Annotated in this window: 23 protein-coding genes; 8 read left to right on the top strand and 15 right to left on the bottom strand. The window is 39.1% G+C overall.

The window, feature by feature from the left end:
• Positions 1-47 precede the first annotated feature (47 nt).
• Positions 48-224, bottom strand: coding sequence for a ribbon-helix-helix domain-containing protein (locus CBM24_RS17760; protein ID WP_088162183.1), 177 nt, complete (start codon positions 222-224; stop codon positions 48-50).
• Between the two features lie 10 nt (positions 225-234).
• Entirely contained in the window at positions 235-1,098 is an 864-nt protein-coding gene (locus CBM24_RS17765; protein ID WP_088162184.1) for an SPFH domain-containing protein, read from the bottom strand.
• Positions 1,099-1,195: 97 nt separating this feature from the next.
• Between CBM24_RS17765 and CBM24_RS17770 the strand changes: the two genes are divergently transcribed.
• The 4 genes from CBM24_RS17770 (at position 1,196) to rimK (ending at position 4,405) form a co-directional block, all read left to right on the top strand.
• The gene (locus tag CBM24_RS17770; RefSeq protein ID WP_088162185.1) at positions 1,196-1,678 is read left to right on the top strand and encodes a DNA-deoxyinosine glycosylase; all 483 of its coding nucleotides are present in this window, start codon (positions 1,196-1,198) and stop codon (positions 1,676-1,678) included.
• Between the two features lie 53 nt (positions 1,679-1,731).
• Complete coding sequence (locus CBM24_RS17775) at positions 1,732-2,910, top strand: AIR synthase related protein (RefSeq protein WP_088162186.1); 1,179 nt, start codon at positions 1,732-1,734, stop codon at positions 2,908-2,910.
• Positions 2,911-2,973: 63 nt separating this feature from the next.
• On the top strand, positions 2,974-3,411 hold the full coding sequence (locus CBM24_RS17780; RefSeq protein WP_088163625.1) for an ATP-dependent zinc protease: 438 nt from the start codon (positions 2,974-2,976) through the stop codon (positions 3,409-3,411).
• Positions 3,412-3,469: 58 nt separating this feature from the next.
• Positions 3,470-4,405, top strand: coding sequence for a 30S ribosomal protein S6--L-glutamate ligase (gene rimK / locus CBM24_RS17785; protein WP_088162187.1), 936 nt, complete (start codon positions 3,470-3,472; stop codon positions 4,403-4,405).
• Positions 4,406-4,475: 70 nt separating this feature from the next.
• On the opposite strand, the gene CBM24_RS28115 is transcribed toward rimK, so the two are convergent.
• Together CBM24_RS28115 and CBM24_RS17800 are read right to left on the bottom strand one after the other, a co-directional pair.
• A protein-coding gene (locus tag CBM24_RS28115; protein ID WP_410528349.1) for an IS3 family transposase occupies positions 4,476-5,845 on the bottom strand; the annotation gives its coding sequence in 2 pieces (ribosomal slippage) (positions 4,476-5,350 and positions 5,350-5,845; 1,371 coding nt in all).
• Between the two features lie 344 nt (positions 5,846-6,189).
• On the bottom strand, positions 6,190-7,254 hold the full coding sequence (locus tag CBM24_RS17800; RefSeq protein ID WP_088160153.1) for an IS110 family transposase: 1,065 nt from the start codon (positions 7,252-7,254) through the stop codon (positions 6,190-6,192).
• A gap of 256 nt (positions 7,255-7,510) precedes the next feature.
• Between CBM24_RS17800 and CBM24_RS17805 the strand changes: the two genes are divergently transcribed.
• Positions 7,511-10,111 (top strand): DUF3857 domain-containing protein, encoded by a 2,601-nt coding sequence (locus tag CBM24_RS17805; RefSeq protein ID WP_088162190.1) that lies wholly within the window; start codon positions 7,511-7,513, stop codon positions 10,109-10,111.
• A gap of 70 nt (positions 10,112-10,181) precedes the next feature.
• Here CBM24_RS17805 and CBM24_RS17810 read toward each other — a convergent pair whose 3' ends face one another.
• From CBM24_RS17810 to thrS, 5 genes are all read right to left on the bottom strand, one after another.
• On the bottom strand, positions 10,182-10,631 hold the full coding sequence (locus CBM24_RS17810; RefSeq protein ID WP_088162191.1) for a DUF3060 domain-containing protein: 450 nt from the start codon (positions 10,629-10,631) through the stop codon (positions 10,182-10,184).
• A 252-nt stretch (positions 10,632-10,883) separates the two neighbouring features.
• On the bottom strand, positions 10,884-11,228 hold the full coding sequence (gene rplT, locus CBM24_RS17815) for a 50S ribosomal protein L20 (RefSeq protein ID WP_046674462.1): 345 nt from the start codon (positions 11,226-11,228) through the stop codon (positions 10,884-10,886).
• A 98-nt stretch (positions 11,229-11,326) separates the two neighbouring features.
• Positions 11,327-11,527 carry a 50S ribosomal protein L35 gene (rpmI, locus tag CBM24_RS17820; RefSeq protein WP_002993964.1) on the bottom strand — a complete coding sequence of 67 codons (201 nt, stop codon included), beginning with the start codon at positions 11,525-11,527 and terminating at the stop codon, positions 11,327-11,329.
• A 39-nt stretch (positions 11,528-11,566) separates the two neighbouring features.
• Positions 11,567-12,127 carry a translation initiation factor IF-3 gene (infC, locus tag CBM24_RS17825; protein WP_075993338.1) on the bottom strand — a complete coding sequence of 187 codons (561 nt, stop codon included), beginning with the start codon at positions 12,125-12,127 and terminating at the stop codon, positions 11,567-11,569.
• Between the two features lie 11 nt (positions 12,128-12,138).
• Positions 12,139-14,064 carry a threonine--tRNA ligase gene (thrS, locus tag CBM24_RS17830; protein ID WP_088162192.1) on the bottom strand — a complete coding sequence of 642 codons (1,926 nt, stop codon included), beginning with the start codon at positions 14,062-14,064 and terminating at the stop codon, positions 12,139-12,141.
• 646 nt (positions 14,065-14,710) lie between these two features.
• Here thrS and CBM24_RS17835 point away from each other — a divergent pair.
• Positions 14,711-15,334: a 7-carboxy-7-deazaguanine synthase QueE gene (locus tag CBM24_RS17835; RefSeq protein WP_075993340.1), complete on the top strand. Its 624-nt coding sequence runs from the start codon at positions 14,711-14,713 to the stop codon at positions 15,332-15,334.
• Between the two features lie 103 nt (positions 15,335-15,437).
• Here the strand turns inward: CBM24_RS17835 and CBM24_RS17840 are convergent, their stop codons facing one another.
• The 3 genes from CBM24_RS17840 to CBM24_RS17850 form a co-directional block, all read right to left on the bottom strand.
• The gene (locus CBM24_RS17840) at positions 15,438-16,685 is read right to left on the bottom strand and encodes a hypothetical protein (RefSeq protein WP_088162193.1); all 1,248 of its coding nucleotides are present in this window, start codon (positions 16,683-16,685) and stop codon (positions 15,438-15,440) included.
• Positions 16,686-16,820: 135 nt separating this feature from the next.
• Complete coding sequence (locus CBM24_RS17845; protein ID WP_232475557.1) at positions 16,821-17,897, bottom strand: Gfo/Idh/MocA family protein; 1,077 nt, start codon at positions 17,895-17,897, stop codon at positions 16,821-16,823.
• Positions 17,898-17,913: 16 nt separating this feature from the next.
• A complete protein-coding gene (locus tag CBM24_RS17850) occupies positions 17,914-18,504 on the bottom strand; it encodes a phosphatase PAP2 family protein (RefSeq protein WP_088162194.1) in 591 nt (196 codons plus the stop codon).
• A 581-nt stretch (positions 18,505-19,085) separates the two neighbouring features.
• On the opposite strand from CBM24_RS17850, the gene hisG reads away from it, so the two are divergent.
• The gene (gene hisG, locus CBM24_RS17855) at positions 19,086-19,937 is read left to right on the top strand and encodes an ATP phosphoribosyltransferase (RefSeq protein WP_075993344.1); all 852 of its coding nucleotides are present in this window, start codon (positions 19,086-19,088) and stop codon (positions 19,935-19,937) included.
• Between the two features lie 21 nt (positions 19,938-19,958).
• The gene (hisD, locus tag CBM24_RS17860; protein WP_075993345.1) at positions 19,959-21,245 is read left to right on the top strand and encodes a histidinol dehydrogenase; all 1,287 of its coding nucleotides are present in this window, start codon (positions 19,959-19,961) and stop codon (positions 21,243-21,245) included.
• 98 nt (positions 21,246-21,343) lie between these two features.
• Here hisD and CBM24_RS17865 read toward each other — a convergent pair whose 3' ends face one another.
• Genes CBM24_RS17865 through CBM24_RS17875 form a run of 3 tightly spaced genes read right to left on the bottom strand, consistent with a single transcriptional unit; the run spans position 21,344 to position 24,149 of the window.
• The gene (locus CBM24_RS17865; protein ID WP_075993346.1) at positions 21,344-22,258 is read right to left on the bottom strand and encodes a YARHG domain-containing protein; all 915 of its coding nucleotides are present in this window, start codon (positions 22,256-22,258) and stop codon (positions 21,344-21,346) included.
• The gene (locus tag CBM24_RS17870) at positions 22,255-22,896 is read right to left on the bottom strand and encodes a DUF2306 domain-containing protein (RefSeq protein ID WP_075993347.1); all 642 of its coding nucleotides are present in this window, start codon (positions 22,894-22,896) and stop codon (positions 22,255-22,257) included. Before CBM24_RS17870 ends, CBM24_RS17865 begins: the two co-directional genes overlap by 4 nt.
• An 8-nt stretch (positions 22,897-22,904) precedes the next feature.
• Complete coding sequence (locus CBM24_RS17875) at positions 22,905-24,149, bottom strand: ABC transporter permease (RefSeq protein ID WP_172840710.1); 1,245 nt, start codon at positions 24,147-24,149, stop codon at positions 22,905-22,907.
• Positions 24,150-24,173: the final 24 nt, after the last annotated feature.

Here is a 24,173-nt window from a genome sequence, read left to right on the forward strand (position 1 = left end):
TTGTCGATTGCGAAGCCAAAGGTACAGTTTTCGTTCCTTACTCTATGCTATTTCTTATCGGTAGTCTTTTTTTCAGCACCCAATCTTTTATTTTCCTGCAGCGCTTTATGTAAAAGATATTCGATCTGCCCATTAACACTCCTAAACTCATCTGCAGCCCATTTTTCCAATGCTTTGTACATCTGGTCGTCTAAGCGTAGCATAAAGTTTTTCTTATCCGCCATTTCATTTCGTTTATTGGTACAAAGTACCTGTATTTACAATTGGTGTCGCCGCCTTCTCTCCACAGAGCACCACCATTAAATTGCTGACCATTGCTGCTTTTTTCTCGTTGTCCAACTCTACAATATCTTTCTCAGACAATTTATGCAAGGCCATTTCCACCATCCCAACAGCACCGTCTACGATCTTTGCCCTTGCTGCCACAATTGCTGCCGCCTGTTGTCTTTGAAGCATAGCACCTGCAATTTCGGAAGCATAAGCCAAATGACTGATTCTGGCCTCTTTAATAATAACCCCGGCTGGAGCCAAACGATCTGACAATTCTTGTTCAAGAATATGATTTACGGTATCCCCACCTTCGCGCAAAGTGATCTCCGCGCCTTCATCTTCCAGGTTATCATAAGGAAAGCTTCCGGCCAAATGTCTTACTGCTGCTTCACTCTGCGTGCGTACATAAGATGTATAATTACTTACATCGTAAGCAGCTTTATACGTATCACCTACCTGCCATACGATAACCGCTCCAATCTCGATTGGATTTCCCATCTTGTCATTTACTTTCAGTGTCTGTCCCTGTAAGTTATCCGACCGAAGACTTACTTTAATCGTTGAATACAACGGATTGACAAAAAATAATCCATTTTCCTTAACAGTACCTACATATTTTCCGAAGAAATTCAGCACACGTGAATGATTTGGATTAATAATCATCAATCCCTTTAAAATAAAAAAAGTAGCAATCATCAATATCACCCCCAGCACAACATACAGGGAACTTGCTTCGACATTCGCGAAGGAGAATATAGCTGCCACAAAGGAGACAACAGCTATCAATAAGGCTAAATAGCCAGACATTGGTTTAATTAGTTTTTCCATAATTTGTTAATATATATTTGATATCATTTTAATATCATAAATATACTATAATATTTTTCATATTTCAAATGAAAATTTAAAATTACTATTTTTGATTATGCGCAAAAGATCCTTTCTACCTTTAGTAAACTCCACGACAGAAATACTCATCCTTGGCTCTTTGCCTGGAGACAAGTCTTTGGCAAAAAATGAATATTATGCGCACCCACAAAATCGATTCTGGAAAGTAATCACCTCTTTGTTTAATGCGCCGGAACAAACAAATTATACGGAGAAGATAGATCTATTATTCAAAAACAACATCGGTCTTTGGGACGTTTGCGCAGAAGCCTCTCGTCCCGGCAGTATGGATCTAGCCATACAAAATGAAGTTCCGAATCAGCTTGTTGAGCTGCTAGAAGCCCACCCTAAAATCACACAAATTATTTTTAACGGGCAAAAAGCGCACAGTTTATACTTAAAGCATTTCAACAAAAGAGCGGACATTATTTACAGATGCTTACCTAGCACAAGTCCAGCCAATGCGAAAAGTAATCTCGAAAATCTAATTAAACAATGGTGCGTAATAATAAGTGATTAAATTACACGAATTAGATTCGTTAATTCAGTCCTATTGCTTATTTTTGCCCTAAGATGTCAGATTTAAAATACAATCAACGAGGCGTATCCGCAGGGAAAGAGGATGTGCACAATGCGATAAAAAATATAGATAAGGGTCTGTTTCCCAAAGCATTTTGCAAAATAATTCCAGATATTTTGGGTGGAGACCCAGACTGGTGTAATATTATGCATGCTGATGGTGCTGGCACCAAATCTTCATTGGCGTATGTCTATTGGAAAGAAACTGGTGATATTTCAGTTTGGAAAGGTATCGCACAAGACGCAATTATCATGAATATTGATGACTTGCTTTGTGTAGGCGCCATCGATAACATTCTCTTATCCTCAACGATTGGCAGAAATAAGAATCTTATTCCTGGTGAAGTGATTGCTGAAATCATCAATGGTACAGAAGAGATTCTGGCGGAACTTCGGGAGTTGGGAATTGGCATCTATTCTACAGGAGGTGAAACTGCCGACGTTGGCGACCTTGTTCGTACCATCATTGTTGATAGTACAGTAACCTGTCGGATGAAACGTGAAGATGTTATTTCAAATCATCGCATCAAAGGCGGTAACGTCATTGTTGGCTTAGCATCGAATGGAAAAGCAACGTATGAACAGTCGTACAATGGCGGAATGGGTTCCAATGGACTAACTTCTGCACGTCATGATGTATTTAACAAAAAAGTAGCTGAAAAATACCCTGAAGCGTATGATCCAGCTGTTCCTTACGAACTAGTTTTCGCGGGAAGCCAAGATCTTACAAATGAAATCGAAGTTGAAACCGGAGAAAAAATAACTGCGGGTAAGCTTGTTCTTTCAGCGACACGTACTTATGCGCCTGTTATCAAACAAATACTAGACAAGTATCGTTCTCAAATTGACGGGATGGTGCATTGCTCTGGTGGAGCGCAAACAAAGGTCTTACACTTTGTGGATAATGTGCACGTCATCAAAGATAATCTTTTTCCGATCCCACCTCTTTTTGAATTAATACAGAAAGAATCCAATACAGACTGGAAAGAAATGTACAAAGTATTCAATATGGGACATCGTATGGAATTATATGTACCTGAATCGATTGCATCGGATATCATTGCTATTTCAGAATCATTCGGCATTCCGGCTCAAATCATAGGTCGCGTGGAAGAATCTACGGCTAAAAAAGTTACTATAACCTCTCCTTACGGAGAATTTATCTACGAATAAAAGATTTTCATCCCTGTCCCCTGCTTATACATGGGACAGGGCTATTTTTTCAATTTGGTATACATGAAAGAAAAACTTCTTGTGGGCTGGAAAGAGACCCTTGATTTACCTGAATTGGGAATATATGGTATAGAAGCAAAAGTCGATACCGGCGCTGCTTCATCGGTACTACACTGCAACTCGTACAAGGTAGTTAAGGAAGATGGTCAGGACTGGATTATCTGCGAACTTATCATTAATTTTGAAACCGAAGAGACAAAAACTTTAAAATTAAAGCTCTATAAAACAAAATTGGTTAAAAGCTCTTTTGGTCAAGAAGAGAAGCGATTTTATATCCGTACCACAGCAACATTGTACGACCAAGTGTTTGGCATTAAGATATCCTTTAGAAATCGATCCCAAATGACCTACCCTATGCTTTTGGGGAAAAATTTTTTATATAAAAGGTTTTTGGTTGATGTTTCCAAGGAAAATCTCTCCGTGAAGGCCTTGGCAAAATAAAAACAAATAGCCAAGCTATTTTGTTATCTTAGCACAAAATATACTCAATATACAAATCGTGAAAATTGCCGTATTATCGACAGTAAAGAGTTTATACTCAACTCGTCGTCTCGTAGAAGCCGCACAACAAAGAGGACACGAATGCGTTGTCATCGACCACAGTAAATGTTATGTAGGTATTCAACAAGGTAAACCCAGTATTCATTACAAAGGACAGGATCTGAGTGATATCGATGCCATTATTCCGCGGATAGGAGCATCGGTAACATTTTACGGATCAGCTATTGTTAGACAATTTGAGGTGATGGATGTTATTTCCGCTAATCCCAGCCAGGCAATTACGCGATCTCGGGACAAATTGAGGTGCCTGCAGATTTTATCCGGTGCAGGAATCGGACTCCCAATTACGGGATTTGCACGTACGGCCTCTGACGTAGACGACCTTATCAGCATGGTTGGTGGAGCTCCATTAGTTATCAAATTGTTAGAAGGAACCCAGGGTATTGGGGTAGTCCTTGCAGAGACAAAGAAAGCCGCTTCATCCGTTATCGAAGCATTCTACGGCCTTGGCAATAACATTCTGATTCAAGAGTTCATCAAAGAATCTAAAGGCTCTGATATTCGCGCATTCGTGGTGGACGGCAAAGTTGTAGGTGCAATGAAACGTACGGCAAAGGAAGGTGAATTTAGATCAAACATCCATCGTGGCGGTACCGCACAAATTATCCGTTTAAGTAAGGCTGAGAAAGACACAGCGATCGCCGCTGCAGCACAGTTAGGGCTTACGGTATGTGGCGTTGATATGATCCCTTCTGATCGTGGCCCTTTAGTACTCGAGGTTAATTCATCTCCTGGTTTGGAAGGTATTGAGAAAGCGACCAAAAAGGATATCGCCTCCGAAATAATACAATACATTGAAAGACAATACGAGTTAAAGCAAGCTCAGATGCCTAAAGTTGTCAAGAAAAAGAAAAAAAGAGAAAGTAAATTATAAGATTACCGAATCAGCAACTAAAAGGGTTGTCCATATATTGGACTGCCCCCAAAAGATTGGACAAATTTAGTTAATTAGATTTGTAATAATGAGCTCGATATTCTGTCGGGCTCATTCCATTTAAATTTAGTTTTATCCGTTGATTATTGTAATAGGATATATAATCTTCTATTTCGCTTTTTAACTTCTCTGTTGATTCATATTGTTTTAGATAGAACAGCTCTGATTTTAAAGTTCCAAAGAAATTTTCAATTACAGCATTATCAAGGCAATTTCCTTTTCTGGACATGCTTTGAGTGATTCCGTTTTCTTTGAGCCACTGTTGATACTTCTGCATTTGATATTGCCATCCCTGATCTGAATGTAAAATCAACTGTGAGGATACTTTTGCAAAAGGAAGTGATTTTTTCAACATGTCCATTACCGCCTTGAACACCGGTCTGTCAGTAAGCTCATAACTGATAATTTCCTGATTGAACAGATCAATGATCGGGGTAAGGTAGAGCTTTCTTCCCCTGACTTTGAACTCTGTAACATCAGTAGCCCATTTTTGGGCTGGGCTGTCAGCCTTGAATTCCCTGTTAAGGATATTGGGAGCTATCTTGCCCAGGTCACCCCGGTAGGACCGGTATTTTTTCACCCTGATCAGGCTCTTCAGCTTCATTTCTCCCATCAGCCTAAGCACGGTCTTATGGTTGATACCCTCTCCATGTCGTCTGAGCATCAGTACGATACGGCGATAGCCAAAGCGCCCCTTATGGTCATGGTATATCCTGCTGATCAGGTTCCTTACCCGTTCATACCTGTCCGGTTGTCCTGATTTCCCGGAGTAATAATAAAAAGTACTCCTTGCCATTTTAACACAGCTCAACATGGTATCCAGGTCGAATTGATGCCTTAGCTCCATTATGGCTTGCGCTTGTTTTCTTCTTGAGCTAAGGCTTGGAGCTTTTTTAGCAAAGCATTTTCCGCCCGTAAATACTCTTTCTCCTGCAAAAGTTCCTCTTCACGCGTGAGTGGTTTATTCGTTTTCCTGACCTTTCGCTTGATCTGTTGGTTTGATTTCTTAGTCATAGGTTGTCTTCCTTTAGCCCGCGGCTCCAATCCTGCCGGACCAAACTCATCCAGTCTTTTCTGCCAGTTGATAATGTGGTCATCCGAGGAAAGGTCGAAGCGCACGCGAGCCTCTTTCAAAGATAAACTTTCTTCACGGATTGCGTTAAGGACTGACAACTTAAAAGACGGGCTAAAGATCCTTTTCCCTTTTCTGGGAAGAAGTCCTGCAGATCCATGATACTTATATATCCTATACCAGGTATCAAGTAACGAATAGGCGATTCCTAATTCTCTGCCAAGAGATTTTGCAGAGCGATAATGCTCATCCATCTGTTTAACACAGCTCAGCTTAAATTCAAAGCTGTGCTTCTTTTTCTTATTCATAAAAAATGCCCCCAGAAAGTGTCTAACTTTTTGGGGGCACTGCAATATTTGGACAACCCTTTTTATTTCTAAAGACCCTAAACTCAACTAAATCCAGATTTCCAATACTCTTTAAATTCGGTTACCATTACGTCCAATTTTTACTTATCTTAGGCTAAATTAATGAATTAATGAAAAGATTTAGCCATCTTCTATTTGCCTTTGTACTCGTACTAGCTGCATTTTCCTGGTCTTTTAGCCAAACAACTATCCAAAAAACAGCATCACCAAATTGGCTCCGCCCTACTACAAAAAAGGTACTGTTTTAAATTCCAAATATTTAGACAAAAAAGTATTTTTGTAATCTAAAGAAGTTCAGGTTCTGAACTATCTAGTGTAGTCTCGGTTTTCGGATCGGGACTACTTACTTTATAATTTTCTATAAACACGGTGTCATTTTTCCAAAGTGTATACATTAAGATTAATAATTTTCTCTGTACAGCAACCTGTCCGACCATTTTTGACGGCTTTTTCAGGATAATTCTCGTATAAGCATCCTTTAACACAGAATTATATCTGCAGGCTACCATAGCCGGGAAATACAGCGCATTTCTGATATATCTATTCCCTTTCTTTGATATCCTGGTTTTTCCTTTGACCGATGTTCCAGATTCCCGTTGAACCACATCATAGCCGGCATAGCTGACAAGTTGTTTGGCGCTACCAAACTCTTCAAACCCCATTGTTTCAGCAAGAATGGTAACTATGGTGATCATTCCGATACCTTTTATCGTTGCAAGCTTCTCAATTTTTTTATGGAGACCCACGTCCGACTTTACCAGCCTGTTGATTTCCCTGAGGCATCTGACAATTTCCTTATCTATCTCAGTAATAAGTTTTTTATTGCTTTTCAGGATAAAGGTTTGGATATCATGCGAACAGTCTTTGCTATGTTTGATGTTACCCAATCCAGTTTTCTGCTCTTGTAGCTGGACATAGTATCTGGTCAAATTTCTCAGCTGCAATAATATGGCTGGAGGCGGGGTCCATGCTTTATGAATCCTTTCGACACCGAACTGACTCAAGATTCTGGAATCAACAGCATCTGTTTTGGTCTTGATATTGAGGCTTGAAAAATAGTGTTTCGACATATTGGGAAGAACAACATGAACCCTTTTCTTAATCTTGTGCAGATGGTGGGCAAGGTTCTCATAATACACACCGGTAGCTTCCATCAAAAAAACAAGTGCTGCATCTCTGGCAATGACTCCTTTCGTCCATCGAAGGAACTGGTTGAATCCTTTGCTGTCGTTACTAAAATCAATTGCCTTGGAGAACGCTAATCCTCCATCATCTGAACGTTGACACAGACATGCTGTGAAGGTCCCTTTTGAGATATCTATCCCAATGCATTGTTTACTAATACCCATAGTCAAGAATTTAAATCGTATCGACTTAATCCTCCTTCGTCTATCCTTTTGTTTTATCCAGGCTCCAAATAGCGGCCTTAAGTACTGTTCAGACTCCTGAGAATAAAATCGTGTGGACAATTCCTTTTTTACGGTATAACGATCTGTTTACCTAGCCCACATTCGTCTCACACGAAAAGTCAATACATTTTGTATAACAACAATATAATGACCTTTTCTAAATTCTCAGTAAAAATAAAAGCCCATAAAGCCAAATTTGGATGATATTAGTGATGGATATTACTATGAGTTAATCGAACATCAAATAAACTTAGCTACCCAAACAAAATATTATAAGGACATAAAAGTTCTATTTGATCAGACTGGAATCGAAAATCTGGGACAAGTCCAGGTAACCTTTGATCCGCATTTTCAAAACCTTCAACTACATGAGTTAAAGGTTATTCGGAACGGCAAAGATATCAACCTATTACCGCAGGCAAAATTTAAGCTCCTTGCCTCCGAAACAGAGCTTTCGAGATCCATTTACAACGGAAGTCAAATGGCCCATTATGTTTTGGAAGATTTACGCAAAGACGACAAGATTGTATTTGCTTATTCAATAATAGGTGTAAATCCGGTATTTGAACAGAAATTTTTCGACAGCTATTACTTACAGGGATATGAACCTACAGGTCTGGTTCATCTCAACTATATTGTACCCAATGGTCGCAAACTTCAGTTTAAAAGTTTCAATGGCGCACCTGAGGCACAGCAACAGTCAACAGGAAATACAACAAATTTTTTCTGGGAGCTGACGGCGGACAAAACGGTTCAGTACGAGGATTATAGTCCGTCGTGGTACAGCCCTTTAAAATATATCCAATGCTCGGAATTCAATACCTGGCAGGAAGTTGATCAATGGAACCGTAAAATTAATCCTATTCCACAAATAGCAACGACAAGTACACTTCAAGCCTTCGTCAATCAACTTTGGAAAGAGTCCAACGGGCAACCCTATGCGTACCTGAAAAAGGCCTGCGACTTTGTACAAAATGAGATACGCTATATGGGTATTGAGATGGGAGAATATTCGCACCGGGCAAATGTTCCAGAAAAAGTATTTTCCCAGCGCTACGGCGATTGTAAAGATAAATCAATGCTGCTGGCCACAATGCTCAAAAACAAGAATATTGATGCAGGACTCGTATTAGCCAATACCTATAAGAATAGAGGCCTGCAGGAAGAACTTCCCTCGCCTTATGCTTTCAACCATATGGTTATTGAAGTTAATATTAGTGGACGGTCCCAATATATTGACCCAACCATAACTAATCAGGGTGGAGATATCAAAAACAGGTATTTCCCAGCTTATGGAAAAGTACTCTCGACTATGGGTAGTGGAAAGCTTACAGACGTACCGCAGCATATTGTCGGCAATATTAAAGTCAAGGAAACCTTGACGATGGAAGGCAAATTTGAGGCTACCCTTGATGTCCACACAACTTATGTTGGAAATGAAGCGGACGATATGCGTACTTATATTCAAAGTAGTGCAAAAAATGACATACAGAAGCAATACTTGGAGTATTATGCCAAGATCTATCCGAAGATCAATAAAATTAGTCATATACAATACAAAGATGATGTGGAGAACAATATTGTGGAGATCATCGAAAAGTATAAAATAAAAAACATTGGAAAGACAGAAAGCGGATCTACTAAAAAATATATTCCTTTGTTGGGAACAAATATAAATGACAAGCTTCCAGAGATTATGGAGGATCGTATTGCTCCCCTAAGCCTTTCTTTTCCAACAGATCTAACCTACGAAATGTATATTGTCAACAAAGGGAAAAAAGAATTCGGTAATTATAGAGACAATAGTTATTTCGACCGCACTGCGTATGTTTTCGGCAAAACACTGGAAGTAGAACAGGATAGTATTAAGGTTGCATACACGTTAAGTTTCCACGAACCCTTTGTCGAACAAAAAGACCTGAAACAGTATTATGCAGATTTTGCAGATCGTGATCATATCTTTTATAATGGCTTCTATCTTGACAATGACGGATATGTAACAGATGGGATAACTGATCTGAGTACGCCGGCATCGGCGGAAGACTTTAATTGGTTTGTCCTGATCCTATTCGTTCTTCTGGTGCCAGCTGTCATCTGGTATATTGTTAAAAAGTATAATAAGACCAAAGCTTTTATCATCAAACCTTATGACGAGATTTATCACGATCAGATCGGCGGATGGATGATCATACTGCTTATTGTACTATTTATAAATATATTGACCTTATCCGGTATATTTATCTTCCAACAGTCTTTCTTTAGTTTAAATACTTGGCAAGCGGTAGATCAACTGGAAGGTGTTTCCCCCGTTCTATACAGAACTTTACTATTATTGGAAATAATCGGTAATATATTGATACTGTCTGGATTGATTTATAGCTGTATCCTTCTAATTAAGAGAAGGGATATTTTCGCTCAGACCTTCTTTATGGTTGCACTATTTATGGCCATATTTTGTACACTAGATGCAATTGCAGGCTATTTTATGTTCAAACAATACTTGAATAAAACCGATGACATATTTACCAAATATGAAGATACGATAAGAACTATTATCTTTTTCTGTATTTGGGGAACTTATGTCTATAAATCGGAACGTGTAAAGGGTACCTGTGTTCGCCCATATCAGAACGATCAGATTATTCCCAAGGCTGCGACAGAGCATCCTTTTGATCAAGACTTTCTAAAGCCTTATTCAACGATGAAACAAGGAGAAAACGAAGCTGGAGCGGAATTTCAATCCCAGGGGGATACAGTTGCTCGCAGTCATCCCGAGGACGATCAAGACAAACCGTAGCTACCATTTTCATAAAAAAGGGTTCTGTAAATAATATACACAACCCTTTTTTATGGAAATCTGATTTACATTATTTCATTTTCATCACCATATTATCCGCGCCTTCAGTAGACACTTTTACCTGACCAGACTTGTTCTTCGTAGACTTATAATGGACATGGTTTTTGACTCCTTCAATTTGAACAGTCTCTACTGAACCAATATTAACCATATTGTCTGCCCCCTCTATCGTCACCGTTGTAATGTCATTCCCTGTTACAGTATTCCCCTTCCCCTCAATAATCAATTTACTTACATTGCCACGGATTACAACTTTATTGTCAGCACCTTCTATTTGTACAATCTCCCCCCCTTTGGCCTCTATCGTACGATTATTGTTCACCCCTTCAATTGAGATAACTTTTCCCTGCTGATTAACCACATCGTTCGTTAGAGCCTTCGAAACTGGCTCTTTGGCCGCCATCACCAAACTTCCGATCAAAAGAAGTGAAAATCCAAATGTAATTGTTCTTAGTTTCATAATGTTATGTTTTCTACAGATCAACAAAAATCAAACCTAATTTCAAATCTAAAAGAGCTATAAGTTGTAATATACAGCGTCACTTGCATCAAGAGTATAATTGGGGAGTAAGAACTAAAATGAAACATAGCATTGAATTGGGTTTACCTGGCACATAACGTCCCAAAAAAGATACAGTAACCGTCATAACAAAAAAAGGAGCCTTTTAGGCTCCTTTAATATCTCTAACAAATTGACAGCGGATTAAAAACTCTATTTTACTGCGTCTACAACTGCTTTGAAAGCTTCTGGGTTATTTAAAGCTAAGTCAGCTAAAACCTTACGGTTCAAACCAATGTTTTTAGCGTTTAATTTACCGATCAATTGGGAATAAGAAATTCCGTGTTGACGAGCTCCAGCGTTGATACGTTGAATCCATAAAGCTCTAAACTCGCGTTTTTTGGTTTTACGATCGCGGTAAGCGTATTGTAAACCTTTTTCTACTGTATTTTTAGCAATAGTATAAACTTTGCTACGTGATCCAAAGTAACCTTTTGCAAGGCCTAGGATTTTTTTGCGTCTTCTTCTAGAAGCTACTGCGTTAACCGAACGTGGCATATTTTTAAAATTAGTTTGGTAGAAGGTGTCATGTATTTCAATGAACTTACAACCTTATACCCGGTTAAAAAATTATTATTAATAAAATCGAATAAAACTTATTTACCGATAGCAAGCATACGTTTTACGTTGCCCATATCGCCATCAGATACATAACTTGTTTGTGTTAAGTTACGTTTACGTTTTGTGCTCTTTTTTGTCAAGATGTGGCTTTTGAAAGCGTTTTTTCTTGCAATTTTACCTGTTCCAGTCAATTTGAAACGTTTCTTTGCGCTGGAATTGGTTTTAACTTTTGGCATAATACTTATAAATTTTATATCAATCTGTTAGAATTCTTATTATTTTTTAGGAGCCTTTGGAGCTACTGTTAAAAACATGCGTTTACCTTCTAATTTCGGTAAAAGCTCTACTTTACCGTAATCCTCTAAAGCCTGAGCAAAGCGTAACAACAAGATTTCACCTTGATCCTTGTGTACAATAGCACGACCTTTGAAGTGTACATAAGCACGAACTTTCTCTCCACTTTCAAGAAACTTAATCGCATGCTTCAATTTGAACTCAAAATCATGCTCACCAGAGTTAGGTCCGAAACGGATTTCTTTAATAACAGTCTGTTTTGCATTAGCTTTGATTTCCTTTTGTTTCTTCTTCTGTTCGTAAACAAACTTACTGTAGTCGATAATCTTACAAACCGGCGGTACAGCATTTGGCGAAATCTCCACTAAATCAAGTTCCAACTCATCAGCCAACTCTAACGCTTTGCGCGTAGGGAAAACTCCTTGCTCCACATTATCTCCTACCAAACGTACCTCAGGTACTTTGATTAACTCATTAATGCGGTGATCTGGTTCTTTCTTTCTCATTGGTGGTCTTGGACCACCGGGTCTTTTTAATGCCAAATGTTTAAAAATTAAACGGTTATTTCCTTAATTAATATATCTCTAAATGCCTCAGCAGTCATAGTTCCTAATTCCACTGAGCCATGTTTACGTACAGAAACTGTGCCATTTTCCACCTCTTTTTCCCCTACAATCAACATATAAGGAAGCTTTTTCACTTCGGCGTCTCTGATTTTTCTGCCCACTTTCTCGTCACGTAAGTCTATCAGTCCGCGAATATCGGAATTATTTAGCGAATTCAAAACATTTTGAGCATATTCTTCATATTTTTCTGACACTGGCAAGACGATAAATTGCTCAGGAGCAAGCCATAATGGGAATTGTCCAGCACAATGTTCGATCAATACAGCCACAAAACGTTCTAAAGATCCGAAGGGCGCACGGTGAATCATCACAGGGCGATGTTTCATGTTATCACTTCCTGTATATTCCAACTCAAAGCGCTCAGGCAAATTGTAATCCACCTGTATAGTACCCAACTGCCATTTACGACCTAAAGCATCCTTCACCATAAAATCCAATTTTGGACCATAGAAAGCCGCTTCACCATATTCTACGACTGTCGGCAAGCCTTTTTCCTCTGCAGCTTCAATAATTGCAGATTCAGCCAAAGCCCAGTTTTCGTCAGTACCAATATACTTCGTACGATTCTCAGGATCACGTAACGACACTTGTGCTGTATAATCATTAAAGCCTAAGGCTCCAAAAACATAAAGTACTAAATCGATTACCTTTTTGAATTCATCTTTAACCTGATCGGGACGACAAAATAAATGGGCATCATCCTGAGTAAATCCACGCACCCTTGTCAATCCGTGAAGCTCACCAGACTGTTCGTAACGATATACAGTACCAAACTCTGCAAATCGAACCGGTAAGTCCTTATACGAACGTGGTTTTACTTTATAAATTTCACAGTGATGCGGACAGTTCATTGGTTTTAACAAAAACTCTTCTCCTTCGATCGGAGTCTTTATCGGCTGAAATGAATCCGCGCCATATTTCTCATAGTGTCCAGAAGTCACATATAACTGCTTATGTCCGATATGCGGAGTAACAACAGGCTCATACCCTGAGTTTAACTGTGCTTTCTGTAAGAAGTCTATCAGCTTTTGACGTAATGCAGCACCTTTAGGCAACCAAAGAGGCAAACCTGCACCAACTTTTTCAGAAAAAGCAAAAAGTTCCAACTCTTTCCCCAGTTTACGGTGATCGCGTTTTTTCGCCTCTTCTATAAATTTCAAATATTCTGTAAGCTCCGATGCTTTAGGGAACGTAACACCATAAATACGTGTCAACTGTTTGCGAGACTCATCACCTCTCCAGTAAGCACCGGCAACATTAGTCAATTTAATCGCTTTGATAAACCCAGTATTTGGAATATGAGGCCCACGACATAAATCTGTAAATTCCCCTTGAGTATAGAAAGTAATCTTTCCATCTTCCAAGTCTTTGATTAAATCTAGCTTATACTCATCTCCTTTTTCAGTAAAGTAAGCCAATGCATCCGATTTCGAAACAGCTTTACGTTCAAATGTTTCTTTCCGTTTAGCCAGCTCCAGCATCTTGTCTTCGATCGCTTTAAAGTCATCAGACGAAAATTCACGATCACCAAAATCAACATCGTAGTAAAATCCGGTTTCAATCGCGGGACCAATACCAAATTTAATCCCAGGATACAATACCTCCAAAGCCTCAGCCAATAAGTGGGCTGAAGAATGCCAAAAAGTGGATTTACCTTTGGTATCATTCCAGGTCAATAACTTGACAGTAGCGTCATTTTCAATAGCACGGGTAGAATCCCACACTTCACCATTAACTTCGGCAGCAAGGACGTTTCTTGCAAGCCCCTCCGAGATTGATAACGCAATCTCTGCAGCAGTGATCCCTTGTTGATACTCTCTTACGGAACCATCCGGTAGTGTAATTTTAATCATTTACAACTATGATCTTTAAATTGTTAAAAAATAGAAAACATAAAACAACATGTACAATTATGTTATTACACTTACGTCTTCAATAAATAAATTCTGACACAAATTTAGTAAAAATTCTGATAAAATAACAGGAGTTTAGCGCTATTCAACGCATTATACAGGTATAATTACTAGCCCCGCTCCTGTCCTCTGTTCAAACACACCGATTTCATCAGCTTTACATCCTCATCATTGCAGTTTAAAACGAATTGATAATCTGATCTTATTGATCAACAGCTCCTCTCTATTGTCCCAATGTATATCCCAACAATGAATGAAAATCAGGTTATATACTAACAGGGGTATAGCAGGGGGTTAACAGGGGTATAACAGGGGGTTAGCAGGGGTAAATCCCTATTAACCCCCTGTTACCCCCCTGTAAAAAGAGTATTGTTTCGCTGTTAATAGAAAACATTGTATAAACCTGATACCATAGTGTCGGTAAACAATGTGCTTTGCTTAAACATCAACCTAAAAATAAATGGATAAAACAGATTATTACCTGCAACTATATATAAAAAAAATGACAGGACAGCTACTTAAAAGCCACAGGACAAATTGAGCATCTCATTAATATTTGCTACCTTTGCAGACTGAAATTTTAACTATGTCAAATCAAGTACCAGAAGACGGAACACTATTGCCCTTAATGGAAGAATTTTACACTATTCAGGGAGAAGGCTACCACACCGGGACTGCTGCTTATTTCATACGATTGGGTGGTTGCGATGTGGGCTGCCACTGGTGCGATGTAAAGGAAAGTTGGGATGCATCTATCCACCCCCTTACAACCGCAGATTCGATTATCGAAAATGCAAAGAAATATCCGGCAAAAACAGTTGTCATTACGGGTGGCGAACCACTTATTTATAATTTGGATTACCTAACAAAAGGACTTCATGAAGCGGGCATTAAAACGTTTATTGAAACCTCAGGTGCATATCCTTTGAGTGGCGAATGGGACTGGATATGTTTATCTCCAAAAAAATTCAAAGCTCCACGCAAAGATGTGTTAGAAGCTGCTGGTGAACTTAAAGTTATCGTTTTCAATAAAAGCGATTTCGCATGGGGAGAAGAATACGCACAACTTGTAGGACAAAACTGTAGATTATACCTTCAACCTGAATGGTCGAAATCTAAAGAGATGACACCTTCTATTATTGACTACGTAAAAGAAAACCCTAAATGGGATATTTCACTACAAACACATAAGTTCTTGAACATTCCTTAATCGTGCAAATGCACGATTAAATAGACACATAAAAAAGGCCTTCGATAGTATCGAAGGCCTTTTTTATAAATAATAAATCTATATTAATGCATGTACTTTAAAATCACTTCACATAGGTCTTTAAAAAAGCTTCCAGGTCTAACGTTTTCGTTTCTTCACCCTCCTTCTCCCGGACCAGAACATTTCCAGCATTATCAGCATCTAAAAATAATAAGTTCGCCTTTAATAAAATCTTCCCATTTTCATCCAACAATCCAACTTTTCCATTTTCAGAGAACATCAAATAATTGTCTAAAAATTTACTGATATTTTCCTTTTTGTCAAGCAGAACTTTCCCTTCCTGTGTGATCAATCCAAAATTACCATCTTTTTGAAAAATGGCCAGTTTTTGATTTGCAGGCGTAAGCCAGTCAAACCCTTCTTTATTCACCTTTCCTCCTTTCTTATCCAACAACCAGAAATAATTATCTTTATCTGAAACAATAGCAGTCTGCTCATTAAAATAGGCTAATGAGAAAAGAGAGCAAGGCAACACGTCTTCTCCCGCTATGCTTTTTATACCATAATATTCATCATTGGTATCTTTATCCTTGACCATCGTCCATTTAAGTGATTTTTCCAATGGAAAAGTATCTTCAAACAAACTCACATCTTCCCCTTCACTCATATTCCCTCCCCCTGAGATATCAATCACCTTTGCGTTTTTAGGGAGTGCAAAATCTGTCACAGACGATACATTGATCACTTTTGTTGTTTCAAAACCAAGGTCATTGTTTTCACCCAAAGACAATTTGAGCACACCTCCAGGCAAATCATTGATAAATGAAAATGCTGTTAGATAATAAGTGGGCACTGCTTCCGAATACCATACCGTTGCTACCGCGGAATCGGCATGGTTTTTTATAAATAACTTTGCTTTCTTACAGGTAATTCCCGCTATCGATTCGATCTCGCCCATATCTTGCAGCTGCACATAAGGCCCTTCCGACTCCCCTAACTTCGTACTGACAATCTTATAGGATGGACTGTATGCTTCGGCAGTAACAACATCATCTCCAACCGAATACGAATATGTTTTTGCTAATTTTCGATTTAAAATAGCATGTGCTTTTTGATTCACTACAGTGGAAGAATAATCGGCATCAGCCAAAATCTCCACATTCCGATAAGCCATTTTTCCTTTCAAAAATGGCTCATAAAACTCTTTTGCAAATTCCGGAACTTCATTTTCAAATTTTTCAGGGGAAACTTCACCTTTAAACACCAACTCCATCTGCCATTGCTTATCTTGTGCATAGGTTGTCGAAATTGATAATCCAAATAATAGTGCAACGTTGAGTAAATTATTCATAAGAATGATAAATATGTAGCTAAATAACAAAAGACAGACCAAAAAGCCTATCTTTTACGCTATTTTTTTATTTATTTACTTTTTTCGCTTCATATTTCCATAAAAAGCAAAAAAAAGACCACTAAGCAAAATATACTACAATTTAATCATCTGCCTAGTTTTCACCGCTTCGTCACATGCCAAAGCAATTCGTAGACTATTAACAGCATCTTCCATCGAATCTGAAAGGTCCAAATTATCTACAATCGCCTGCTGAAAGAATAACTGCTCCCGGTTACATAATTCCTGATGGTCGGGCTCATCAGATAAATTGACCCACTCATCGACCTTCGTAAATTCATTTGCCGCATTTAAATCGGCATAATGTACGCGAAGGCTTTCTGTTTGTGTATGGGATGCTACCGAATCCGATTTACCTTCATCGCTTGCTTTATTTGCGACAATGGAAACTGCCCCCTTAGGTCCAAAAACATCCTTTACAAAAAAAGCGTTCTGACTAACCATTGGTCCCCATCCAGCTTCATACCATCCTACGGACCCATCTTCAAAATGCAGCTGCAATTGTCCGTAGTTGTAGTTCCAAGCAGGAATCTCATCGGTTAACCGCGCTCCGATTGCAGATACATACAATGGTTTCGCACCCACCATTTGACACATGACATCAATATAATGAACTCCACAGTCAACAATGGGACTTAAACTAGCCATTAGATTTTTATGCACATCCCACATATACCCATGGCTCTGTTGATTGAGATTCATACGCATAACAAGTGGTTTTCCCATCGTTTTAGCTATTTCAATAAATTTGACCCATGAGGGATGATATCTCAAAATATATCCAACAACCAATTTTTTATCATATTTCACTGCTGCATCGACGACCTCCTGCGCGGAAATCACATCTTCAGCTAAAGGCTTTTCAATAAAAACATGAGCACCAGCCTGAAAGGCTTTTATAGCATACGCTTTGTGTGTATCCGGATAGGTCGCTATACAAACGGCATCCGGCCTCGTTTCCTGAAGTGCATCCTCATAAGATTCAAACAATTTATAGTTGCCTCCCAATTGTTCATTCAGTTTACTTTTGCTCTCCCCACGAGCTACTAGCCCCACAATTTGAAAGCCATCTAAATCGTGATATGCCTTCGCATGAGATGCGCCCATATTTCCACATCCAACAACCAATATTTTAATAACCTGTTGCATCATTTTTTCTATTTCTATATTATTTCTTTAATCCATCTAAAGCAAAGGCTGCTCCTGTTCCCAGTACAGCACCTGCTAACACATCGGAGGGAAAATGTACGCCCAGATACATCCTTGAATACCCCACGCTACTCGCCCATAAAAGCGATGGTGCGACGACGTACCACTTTGAGTAAGCCCGAGACAAAGCAGAAGCAGTAGCAAAAGCAGATGAGGTATGACCAGACGGAAAGGAATACCCACCGGCCGTACGAACCGATATGAAATTAGGATATTTTTTAAATGGCCTGCTTCGCTTAAAAATATGTTTTAACCCAACATTCACGAGCGCTGTTACAGCTGTACTACTAGCAACATACAAGGCATTCTGACGCATTGCCTTATCATCGTTGACCGCACCTGCAACCAGTAAACCTACAGGAACGGCTATCTGAACATAGTTATTGATATCAGAAAGCACTTTAAATGTTTGTGTTTGTGGCGCTGTCCGAGTCTCGGCTATGGACTCCAATATACGGATATCTAACGTAGACGCTGGCTTTTCCTGTCCAAGGACAGGACCACATAGACAGTTAATCCAACAAATAAAAATAAAAGCTAATCTTTTCATCAAACAAATAATCTATCTAATTTATAATCCCTTTGAAACATGTACCACTAAACACATTCCTCCTATTTATTAAACAACAACTTATACTCCCTACTACTGCAACTCTTATTCGCTACTAACTTAGTATGTCACCCCCAATTCCTAAAAATAAGAAAATTTATGTGAGTTGTCAGCCTATAAAAAGCGTTTCGATTGAACAAGATTTCACAACTTGCTATTTAAAGTAATTCAAACAGCCTACTATAAGGATAGGAAATCAGCATTACCTTTTGTCTAAATTATGGTATATTCCCCCAATCAACAGCATTGTTTTCACATTTTTTTCAAGAAAATTGAATTCATTTCAACAACAAGTCCATTGGGATAAGAATTTTAAAATGATAGTCTTGCATTTCCCATTAATTTACTATACATTTGCTTGCAGTTATTAATACAAACATGGTTTATACTTACGTACATCATTTTCATTTGCATCATCGCCATTGTGGCGATATGTTAATTTAATGTGTTCTTACGTAGAATACCTTCCCTCTTGTTTGATTTCTTATTATTAATAATTTACTGCTAACATTTATAAAGCGTTGAAAAATCTTAAAATTGCTATCCAAAAATCGGGTAGGTTAAACGAAAAATCTGTTCAATTACTGAAAAATTGTGGTTTAGACTTCGAGAACTACAAAAGTTCTTTAATCACAACTGTTGGGAATTTCCCACTGGAAATATTATTTCTGAGAGATGATGATATTCCGGGATATGTGGAACAAGGCATAGCCGACCTGGGCATCGTCGGTGAAAACATCATCGATGAGACCGAATCCAAAGTAGAATACATCAAACGGCTTGGTTTTGGAAAATGTACATTGAAACTGGCTATTCCCAAAGATAGCACCATCCAAGATATTAAAGACCTTAACGGCAAAGCAATCGCAACCTCTTATCCAAATATCCTAAAGAATTTTCTAGACGATTATAAGATTAATGCAGACATCCGTTTGATATCCGGCTCAGTTGAGATTTCACCGGGCTTGGGTCTTAGTGACGCGATCTGCGATATCGTATCTACCGGAGGAACACTAAAAAGCAACGGTTTGAAACCTTTTGCTGATGTCAAAAATTCAGAAGCCATTTTGGTTGGAAGAAAGGGATTAGAAGGCAATGAAGTTTTGACCGAATTAGTACAACGTATCGAATCTGTTCTTTTAGCAAAAGAAACTAAATATGTGGTATTGAATGTCGAAAAGAAAAATTTGCCAGCCATCACTTCTTTATTGCATGGTGTTAAGAGCCCTACGGTTGTTCCACTGGCAGAAGAAGGTTGGGTAGCCGTACACACCGTTATCACTGAAGATGACTTTTGGGATAAGATCAATAAGTTAAAAGCTGAAGGTGCCCAAGGTATCGTTGTGATGCCCATTGAAAAAATCATTCTTTAAACTTGATGCACTTATACAACCATGTTAAAAAAATATGATTACAAAACGTTAGGAAAAACCGAAATCCAGCAACTGGTCGCTAGGAATACGGATCCAAACAATGCAATACAAGAGGTTGTCCAGGAAATTATTCAACAAGTACGCCACCAAGGTGATATCGTATTACGCGAATATGCGGCCAAATTTGATAAAGTTGAACTTGACAGATTATATTTAGACGAGGAAGATATCGACGCACTGGCATCTACCATTGACCGCGATCAACAAAGAGCATTGGAAATCGCGTTTCAAAATATACATAAATTCCATAGTACACAATTAAAAAGGGAGCGCACTGTTGAAACGATGCCCGGCGTAAAATGCTGGCGCGAGGTTCGTCCCATTGAAAAAGTTGGCCTTTATATCCCAGGGGGATCAGCAGTTTTACCTAGCACACTTTTAATGCTCGGTATTCCTGCGAGAATAGCTGGATGTAAAGAGATTGTCGTTTGTTCTCCTCCACAATCCAATGGAAAAATAAATGGCTTTGTTGCTTTTTGTTTAAAATTACTTAAGATAAATAGAATATACCTCGTTGGAGGCGCTCAAGCTGTTGCTGCTATGGGGTTTGGAACAGAGACTATACCAAAAGTCGATAAGATATTTGGCCCAGGAAATCAGTTTGTCACAAAAGCAAAATCCATCATACAGGGCCTTGCAAATGTTAGCATTGACATGCCTGCGGGGCCATCCGAAGTACTGGTCATCGCTGACGAGTCGGCTAATCCAGCATTTGTCGCCGCAGATCTTTTGGCACAGGCCGAACACGGAGCCGACAGTCAAGCTGTGCTGGTTGCAACTTCCGCGACTATAGTTGATGCCGTCAACACAGCATTAGTAGCCCAATTAGCGGTTTTGCCTCGCAAGGAACTTGCTGCAAAAGCGATTGAAAATTCCTATGCAATAACTGTCGAGAATCTTCAGGAGGCCATACAGTTTTCAAATGACTATGCGCCAGAACACCTTATTTTGGAGACGGACCAATGGGAGTCCTTAACACGCTATATCAGTAACGCTGGTTCGGTTTTCTTAGGTCACTTAACCCCTGAAAGCGCAGGAGATTATGCCTCAGGTACAAATCACACGCTGCCTACATCAGGCTATGCACGCTCCTACTCCGGCGTATCAGTAGATTCTTTTGTGAAAAAAGTTACTTTTCAGCATATAAGCGAAACTGGACTTCAACAAATCGGGTCGGTAGTTGAAATACTCGCTGAACTCGAAGGCCTGCAAGCGCATAAAAATGCGATCTCTATTCGGAAGAAATAATAAAACATAAACTCTTGATATCACACAAAAGGCTTTACGATGTAAAGCCTTTTGTGTGATACTGATCTTTCGAATATTCATGACTAATGTTGACTGCATTACCTTCCGAAGGTGTCATAATTATCCGTTGCATATTTTTCAAATCTAGTCAGCAAAGCTATATTATCTTTTTCTAAGGGGCTTAAGTCTGCAGACACATCTTTTGAAATAGGCACATACCAATCTACAGGTTCAAAAAACTGGCGAATGCTAGGTTTGGTAAACGCATAGCCATGTCGGGCAAAAATCGTATTCCGAATAATCTCCAGATCTAATTTCTTGAGGTTTTTAAGGTCTTTCTCCGTCAACTTTTGTTTAGATGCATTTACAGTAAAGACCGCAGGGGATGCCGATCGATAGTATTGAATAATGTAAGTATAAGTTGAATCTCCATCCACATCAGTTTCCTCCTTTCTTTTTTCGTTAATCCAGTCGACCAAAGTTCCGTCTTCTCCATCCTGATTTTTTAGCATCAGATTTGGATTATAGGCGAACTGCTTTTTCAACAATTTAAAGCTTCGCTTTTTAATCTTTACCCCTTGGTCATATGCGGTCCAATTGCCTATTAAGGTATCGTGATTAAGCTTAATTTCAAATCGCCCGTCGGACTTTTTGTCGCCGGGTTCATCCAATAATAACCGAATATCGGCACCATTTTCCTCCAATTTCCCCACAAAAGAGCGCAGATTTCCTTTGACAACATTCTGTCCGAAGATATTACCCTTATCCGTAATTTTTTTTATGGTCAAATTTATCTTCGGAGAATAATCTGTTGTGGGCAGCCCTTCTCCTTCCTCAAGAGTACTTTCATCCACAACAAATTCGCCCACCCAATTGCCATAAAGTTCCTGATGTGCCTCAGCTTCGGCCACAACAGTATCTTTTGTTTCGGTGGCTTCATTCTTTTTGCTTTTCCCGTCCTTACAACCAAGGATTGCTCCAAGCATTAACATTAAACAAAGGTTCTTCCTCATAATTTATGATTTTTTTGATAAATAATAAATTCCGCCAACAACAAATTAGGGACCCACCCCAACCAGGCAATAATTTGATAGAGATCCATCGGATTAGGCTGAAACAGGTATACTAAAGCAAGCTTCCAAAAACGTAGGGTAAGTGCAGAACAGGTTAAGGCAAAACTACGGATCATAAAATCACGGTGTTTATCAAATTTTCGCTGACTCGCCAAACGAACTGCCCGCCAGGTGAAATAAAACCATCCAAGCCCCAATAATTCAAATGCAATAATAGAGGTTAACCCGCCATTTGCCACGGATCCAATAAGCAAACCTGAAGGAGCAGCAAAAACCAAAATGGCGAATACATACAAATACCCGATACTTCGATGGACTCGCGGATATTTATTCAATAGATAAGTATTAAACTGCGTAAAGCCGGCAGGCAAGGCAAAGATAGCTGTGCAGACATGGACATAAAATACGTAGCGATACCACCAAAGTTCTTCAATTTCCGTTTGTTTAATCATCAGGAAATTCGCATCGAGTGAGAACCCACGATAGCGAAGTGTGATTTCAGCCATCAGCATACAGCTATAGGCAAAAATTAAAAGCCAAAATCCTTGCAATATCGAAAATTGAGCTTTTTTAAACATATCGCTTTCTATTTACTCCGGATCGCTTCTACCGGATCCAATCGAGAAGCCATTAGGGCCGGAACAATACCTGATATGAGACCAATAAACGTCGAAAGCGAAACGGTAAGCATAACCATTTTTAAACTTACGACAATAGCAACGCCAGTTGCAGCTTGCACTAGAAACGCCAAAAAATAAACAACAACGAGGCCTATCCCTCCCCCCAACAAACATAGTACGATAGACTCAACTAAAAATTGTGAAAGAATAAAGAAATTTTTAGCCCCCAGCGCTTTCTGGATTCCGATGATATGTGTACGCTCTTTGACACTGACAAACATGATATTGGCAATACCGAAGCCACCAACCAAAATCGAAAAAATACCGATTGAAAAACCCGCAAGATTAATTATCCCAAAAAGCTGATCCAGCGCACCTGTAATCATTGTTGTCTGGTTAATGGAAAAGTTTTCCTCCCGTTGTGGCGATATACGACGAATCGAACGCATGAGTGTCTTCGCTTCGCTCTCCGCCTCGCCAAGCGTATAGTTCGATTTAATAACCATCGCTATGCTCGGTGAGAAATTATCATAGTTGACCAAATTTCTCGCAAGCTCAAATGGAATAAAGGCGGTATCATCGGGGGAGGTATTGATCAATACACCATTTCCTTCTTTCTTTAATACACCGATAACCTGAATTTTTCGGCCTAACATATTAATATATTTGCCAACAGGTTCCTCATTAGGAAAAAGCCCTTCCGCAATATTTGCTCCCAACACAGTTACAAGAGCTCCACCCCTCGACTCGCTTTCAGCAAAGTAACGACCATCCACAATATTCAAATTTTGAATGTACAGGTTCTCATAGGTCGCTGCATTGACCGATGAGCCTTGGGCCGAATTATTCTTATATTTTATAGTCGTATTACCAATATTGATCATATACGCCATATACTCGGCTGTCGTCATCCGACTCTTCAAATCCAGGTAATTATTGTATGTAGGTTCAGGTCTATTCAAGTATTTCCACCAAGGGAAATTTGGACCTCCATCCCAGGGCCATTTCTCAATATAAAGTGTTTTGCTACCGATCTTCTTTACTGATTCCTCTATATTATTCCGTAGGGTATCTACCGCAGAAAATACACCAATAATCGTAAAAATACCGATGGTCACACCCAACAGCGATAGTAAGGTGCGAGTACGATTGTCTTTTAATGCCGAAAAAGCAAACTGACAACTCTCCAATATCAATCTAAAAAATAGCATAATTGTATTCTAAAATACAATATA

The organism is Sphingobacterium sp. G1-14, assembly GCF_002196555.1.
GTDB lineage: Bacteria > Bacteroidota > Bacteroidia > Sphingobacteriales > Sphingobacteriaceae > Sphingobacterium > Sphingobacterium siyangense.

What these genes read in the sequence shown, in the direction of transcription:
- CBM24_RS17850 (WP_088162194.1), bottom strand. Translation starts at nt 18,504, where the DNA reads ATGAAAAGATTAGCTTTTATTTTTATTTGTTGGATTAACTGTCTATGT.
- CBM24_RS17875 (WP_172840710.1), bottom strand. Translation starts at nt 24,149, where the DNA reads ATGCTATTTTTTAGATTGATATTGGAGAGTTGTCAGTTTGCTTTTTCG.
- CBM24_RS17870 (WP_075993347.1), bottom strand. Translation starts at nt 22,896, where the DNA reads ATGTTTAAAAAAGCTCAATTTTCGATATTGCAAGGATTTTGGCTTTTA.
- CBM24_RS17810 (WP_088162191.1), bottom strand. Translation starts at nt 10,631, where the DNA reads ATGAAACTAAGAACAATTACATTTGGATTTTCACTTCTTTTGATCGGA.
- CBM24_RS17865 (WP_075993346.1), bottom strand. Translation starts at nt 22,258, where the DNA reads ATGAGGAAGAACCTTTGTTTAATGTTAATGCTTGGAGCAATCCTTGGT.
- CBM24_RS17780 (WP_088163625.1), top strand. Translation starts at nt 2,974, where the DNA reads ATGAAAGAAAAACTTCTTGTGGGCTGGAAAGAGACCCTTGATTTACCT.
- CBM24_RS17760 (WP_088162183.1), bottom strand. Translation starts at nt 224, where the DNA reads ATGGCGGATAAGAAAAACTTTATGCTACGCTTAGACGACCAGATGTAC.
- CBM24_RS17765 (WP_088162184.1), bottom strand. Translation starts at nt 1,098, where the DNA reads ATGGAAAAACTAATTAAACCAATGTCTGGCTATTTAGCCTTATTGATA.
- rpmI (WP_002993964.1), bottom strand. Translation starts at nt 11,527, where the DNA reads ATGCCAAAAGTTAAAACCAATTCCAGCGCAAAGAAACGTTTCAAATTG.
- CBM24_RS17770 (WP_088162185.1), top strand. Translation starts at nt 1,196, where the DNA reads ATGCGCAAAAGATCCTTTCTACCTTTAGTAAACTCCACGACAGAAATA.
- CBM24_RS17775 (WP_088162186.1), top strand. Translation starts at nt 1,732, where the DNA reads ATGTCAGATTTAAAATACAATCAACGAGGCGTATCCGCAGGGAAAGAG.
- hisD (WP_075993345.1), top strand. Translation starts at nt 19,959, where the DNA reads ATGTTAAAAAAATATGATTACAAAACGTTAGGAAAAACCGAAATCCAG.
- CBM24_RS17840 (WP_088162193.1), bottom strand. Translation starts at nt 16,685, where the DNA reads ATGAATAATTTACTCAACGTTGCACTATTATTTGGATTATCAATTTCG.
- CBM24_RS17845 (WP_232475557.1), bottom strand. Translation starts at nt 17,897, where the DNA reads ATGATGCAACAGGTTATTAAAATATTGGTTGTTGGATGTGGAAATATG.
- rplT (WP_046674462.1), bottom strand. Translation starts at nt 11,228, where the DNA reads ATGCCACGTTCGGTTAACGCAGTAGCTTCTAGAAGAAGACGCAAAAAA.
- CBM24_RS17800 (WP_088160153.1), bottom strand. Translation starts at nt 7,254, where the DNA reads ATGGGTATTAGTAAACAATGCATTGGGATAGATATCTCAAAAGGGACC.
- thrS (WP_088162192.1), bottom strand. Translation starts at nt 14,064, where the DNA reads ATGATTAAAATTACACTACCGGATGGTTCCGTAAGAGAGTATCAACAA.
- CBM24_RS17835 (WP_075993340.1), top strand. Translation starts at nt 14,711, where the DNA reads ATGTCAAATCAAGTACCAGAAGACGGAACACTATTGCCCTTAATGGAA.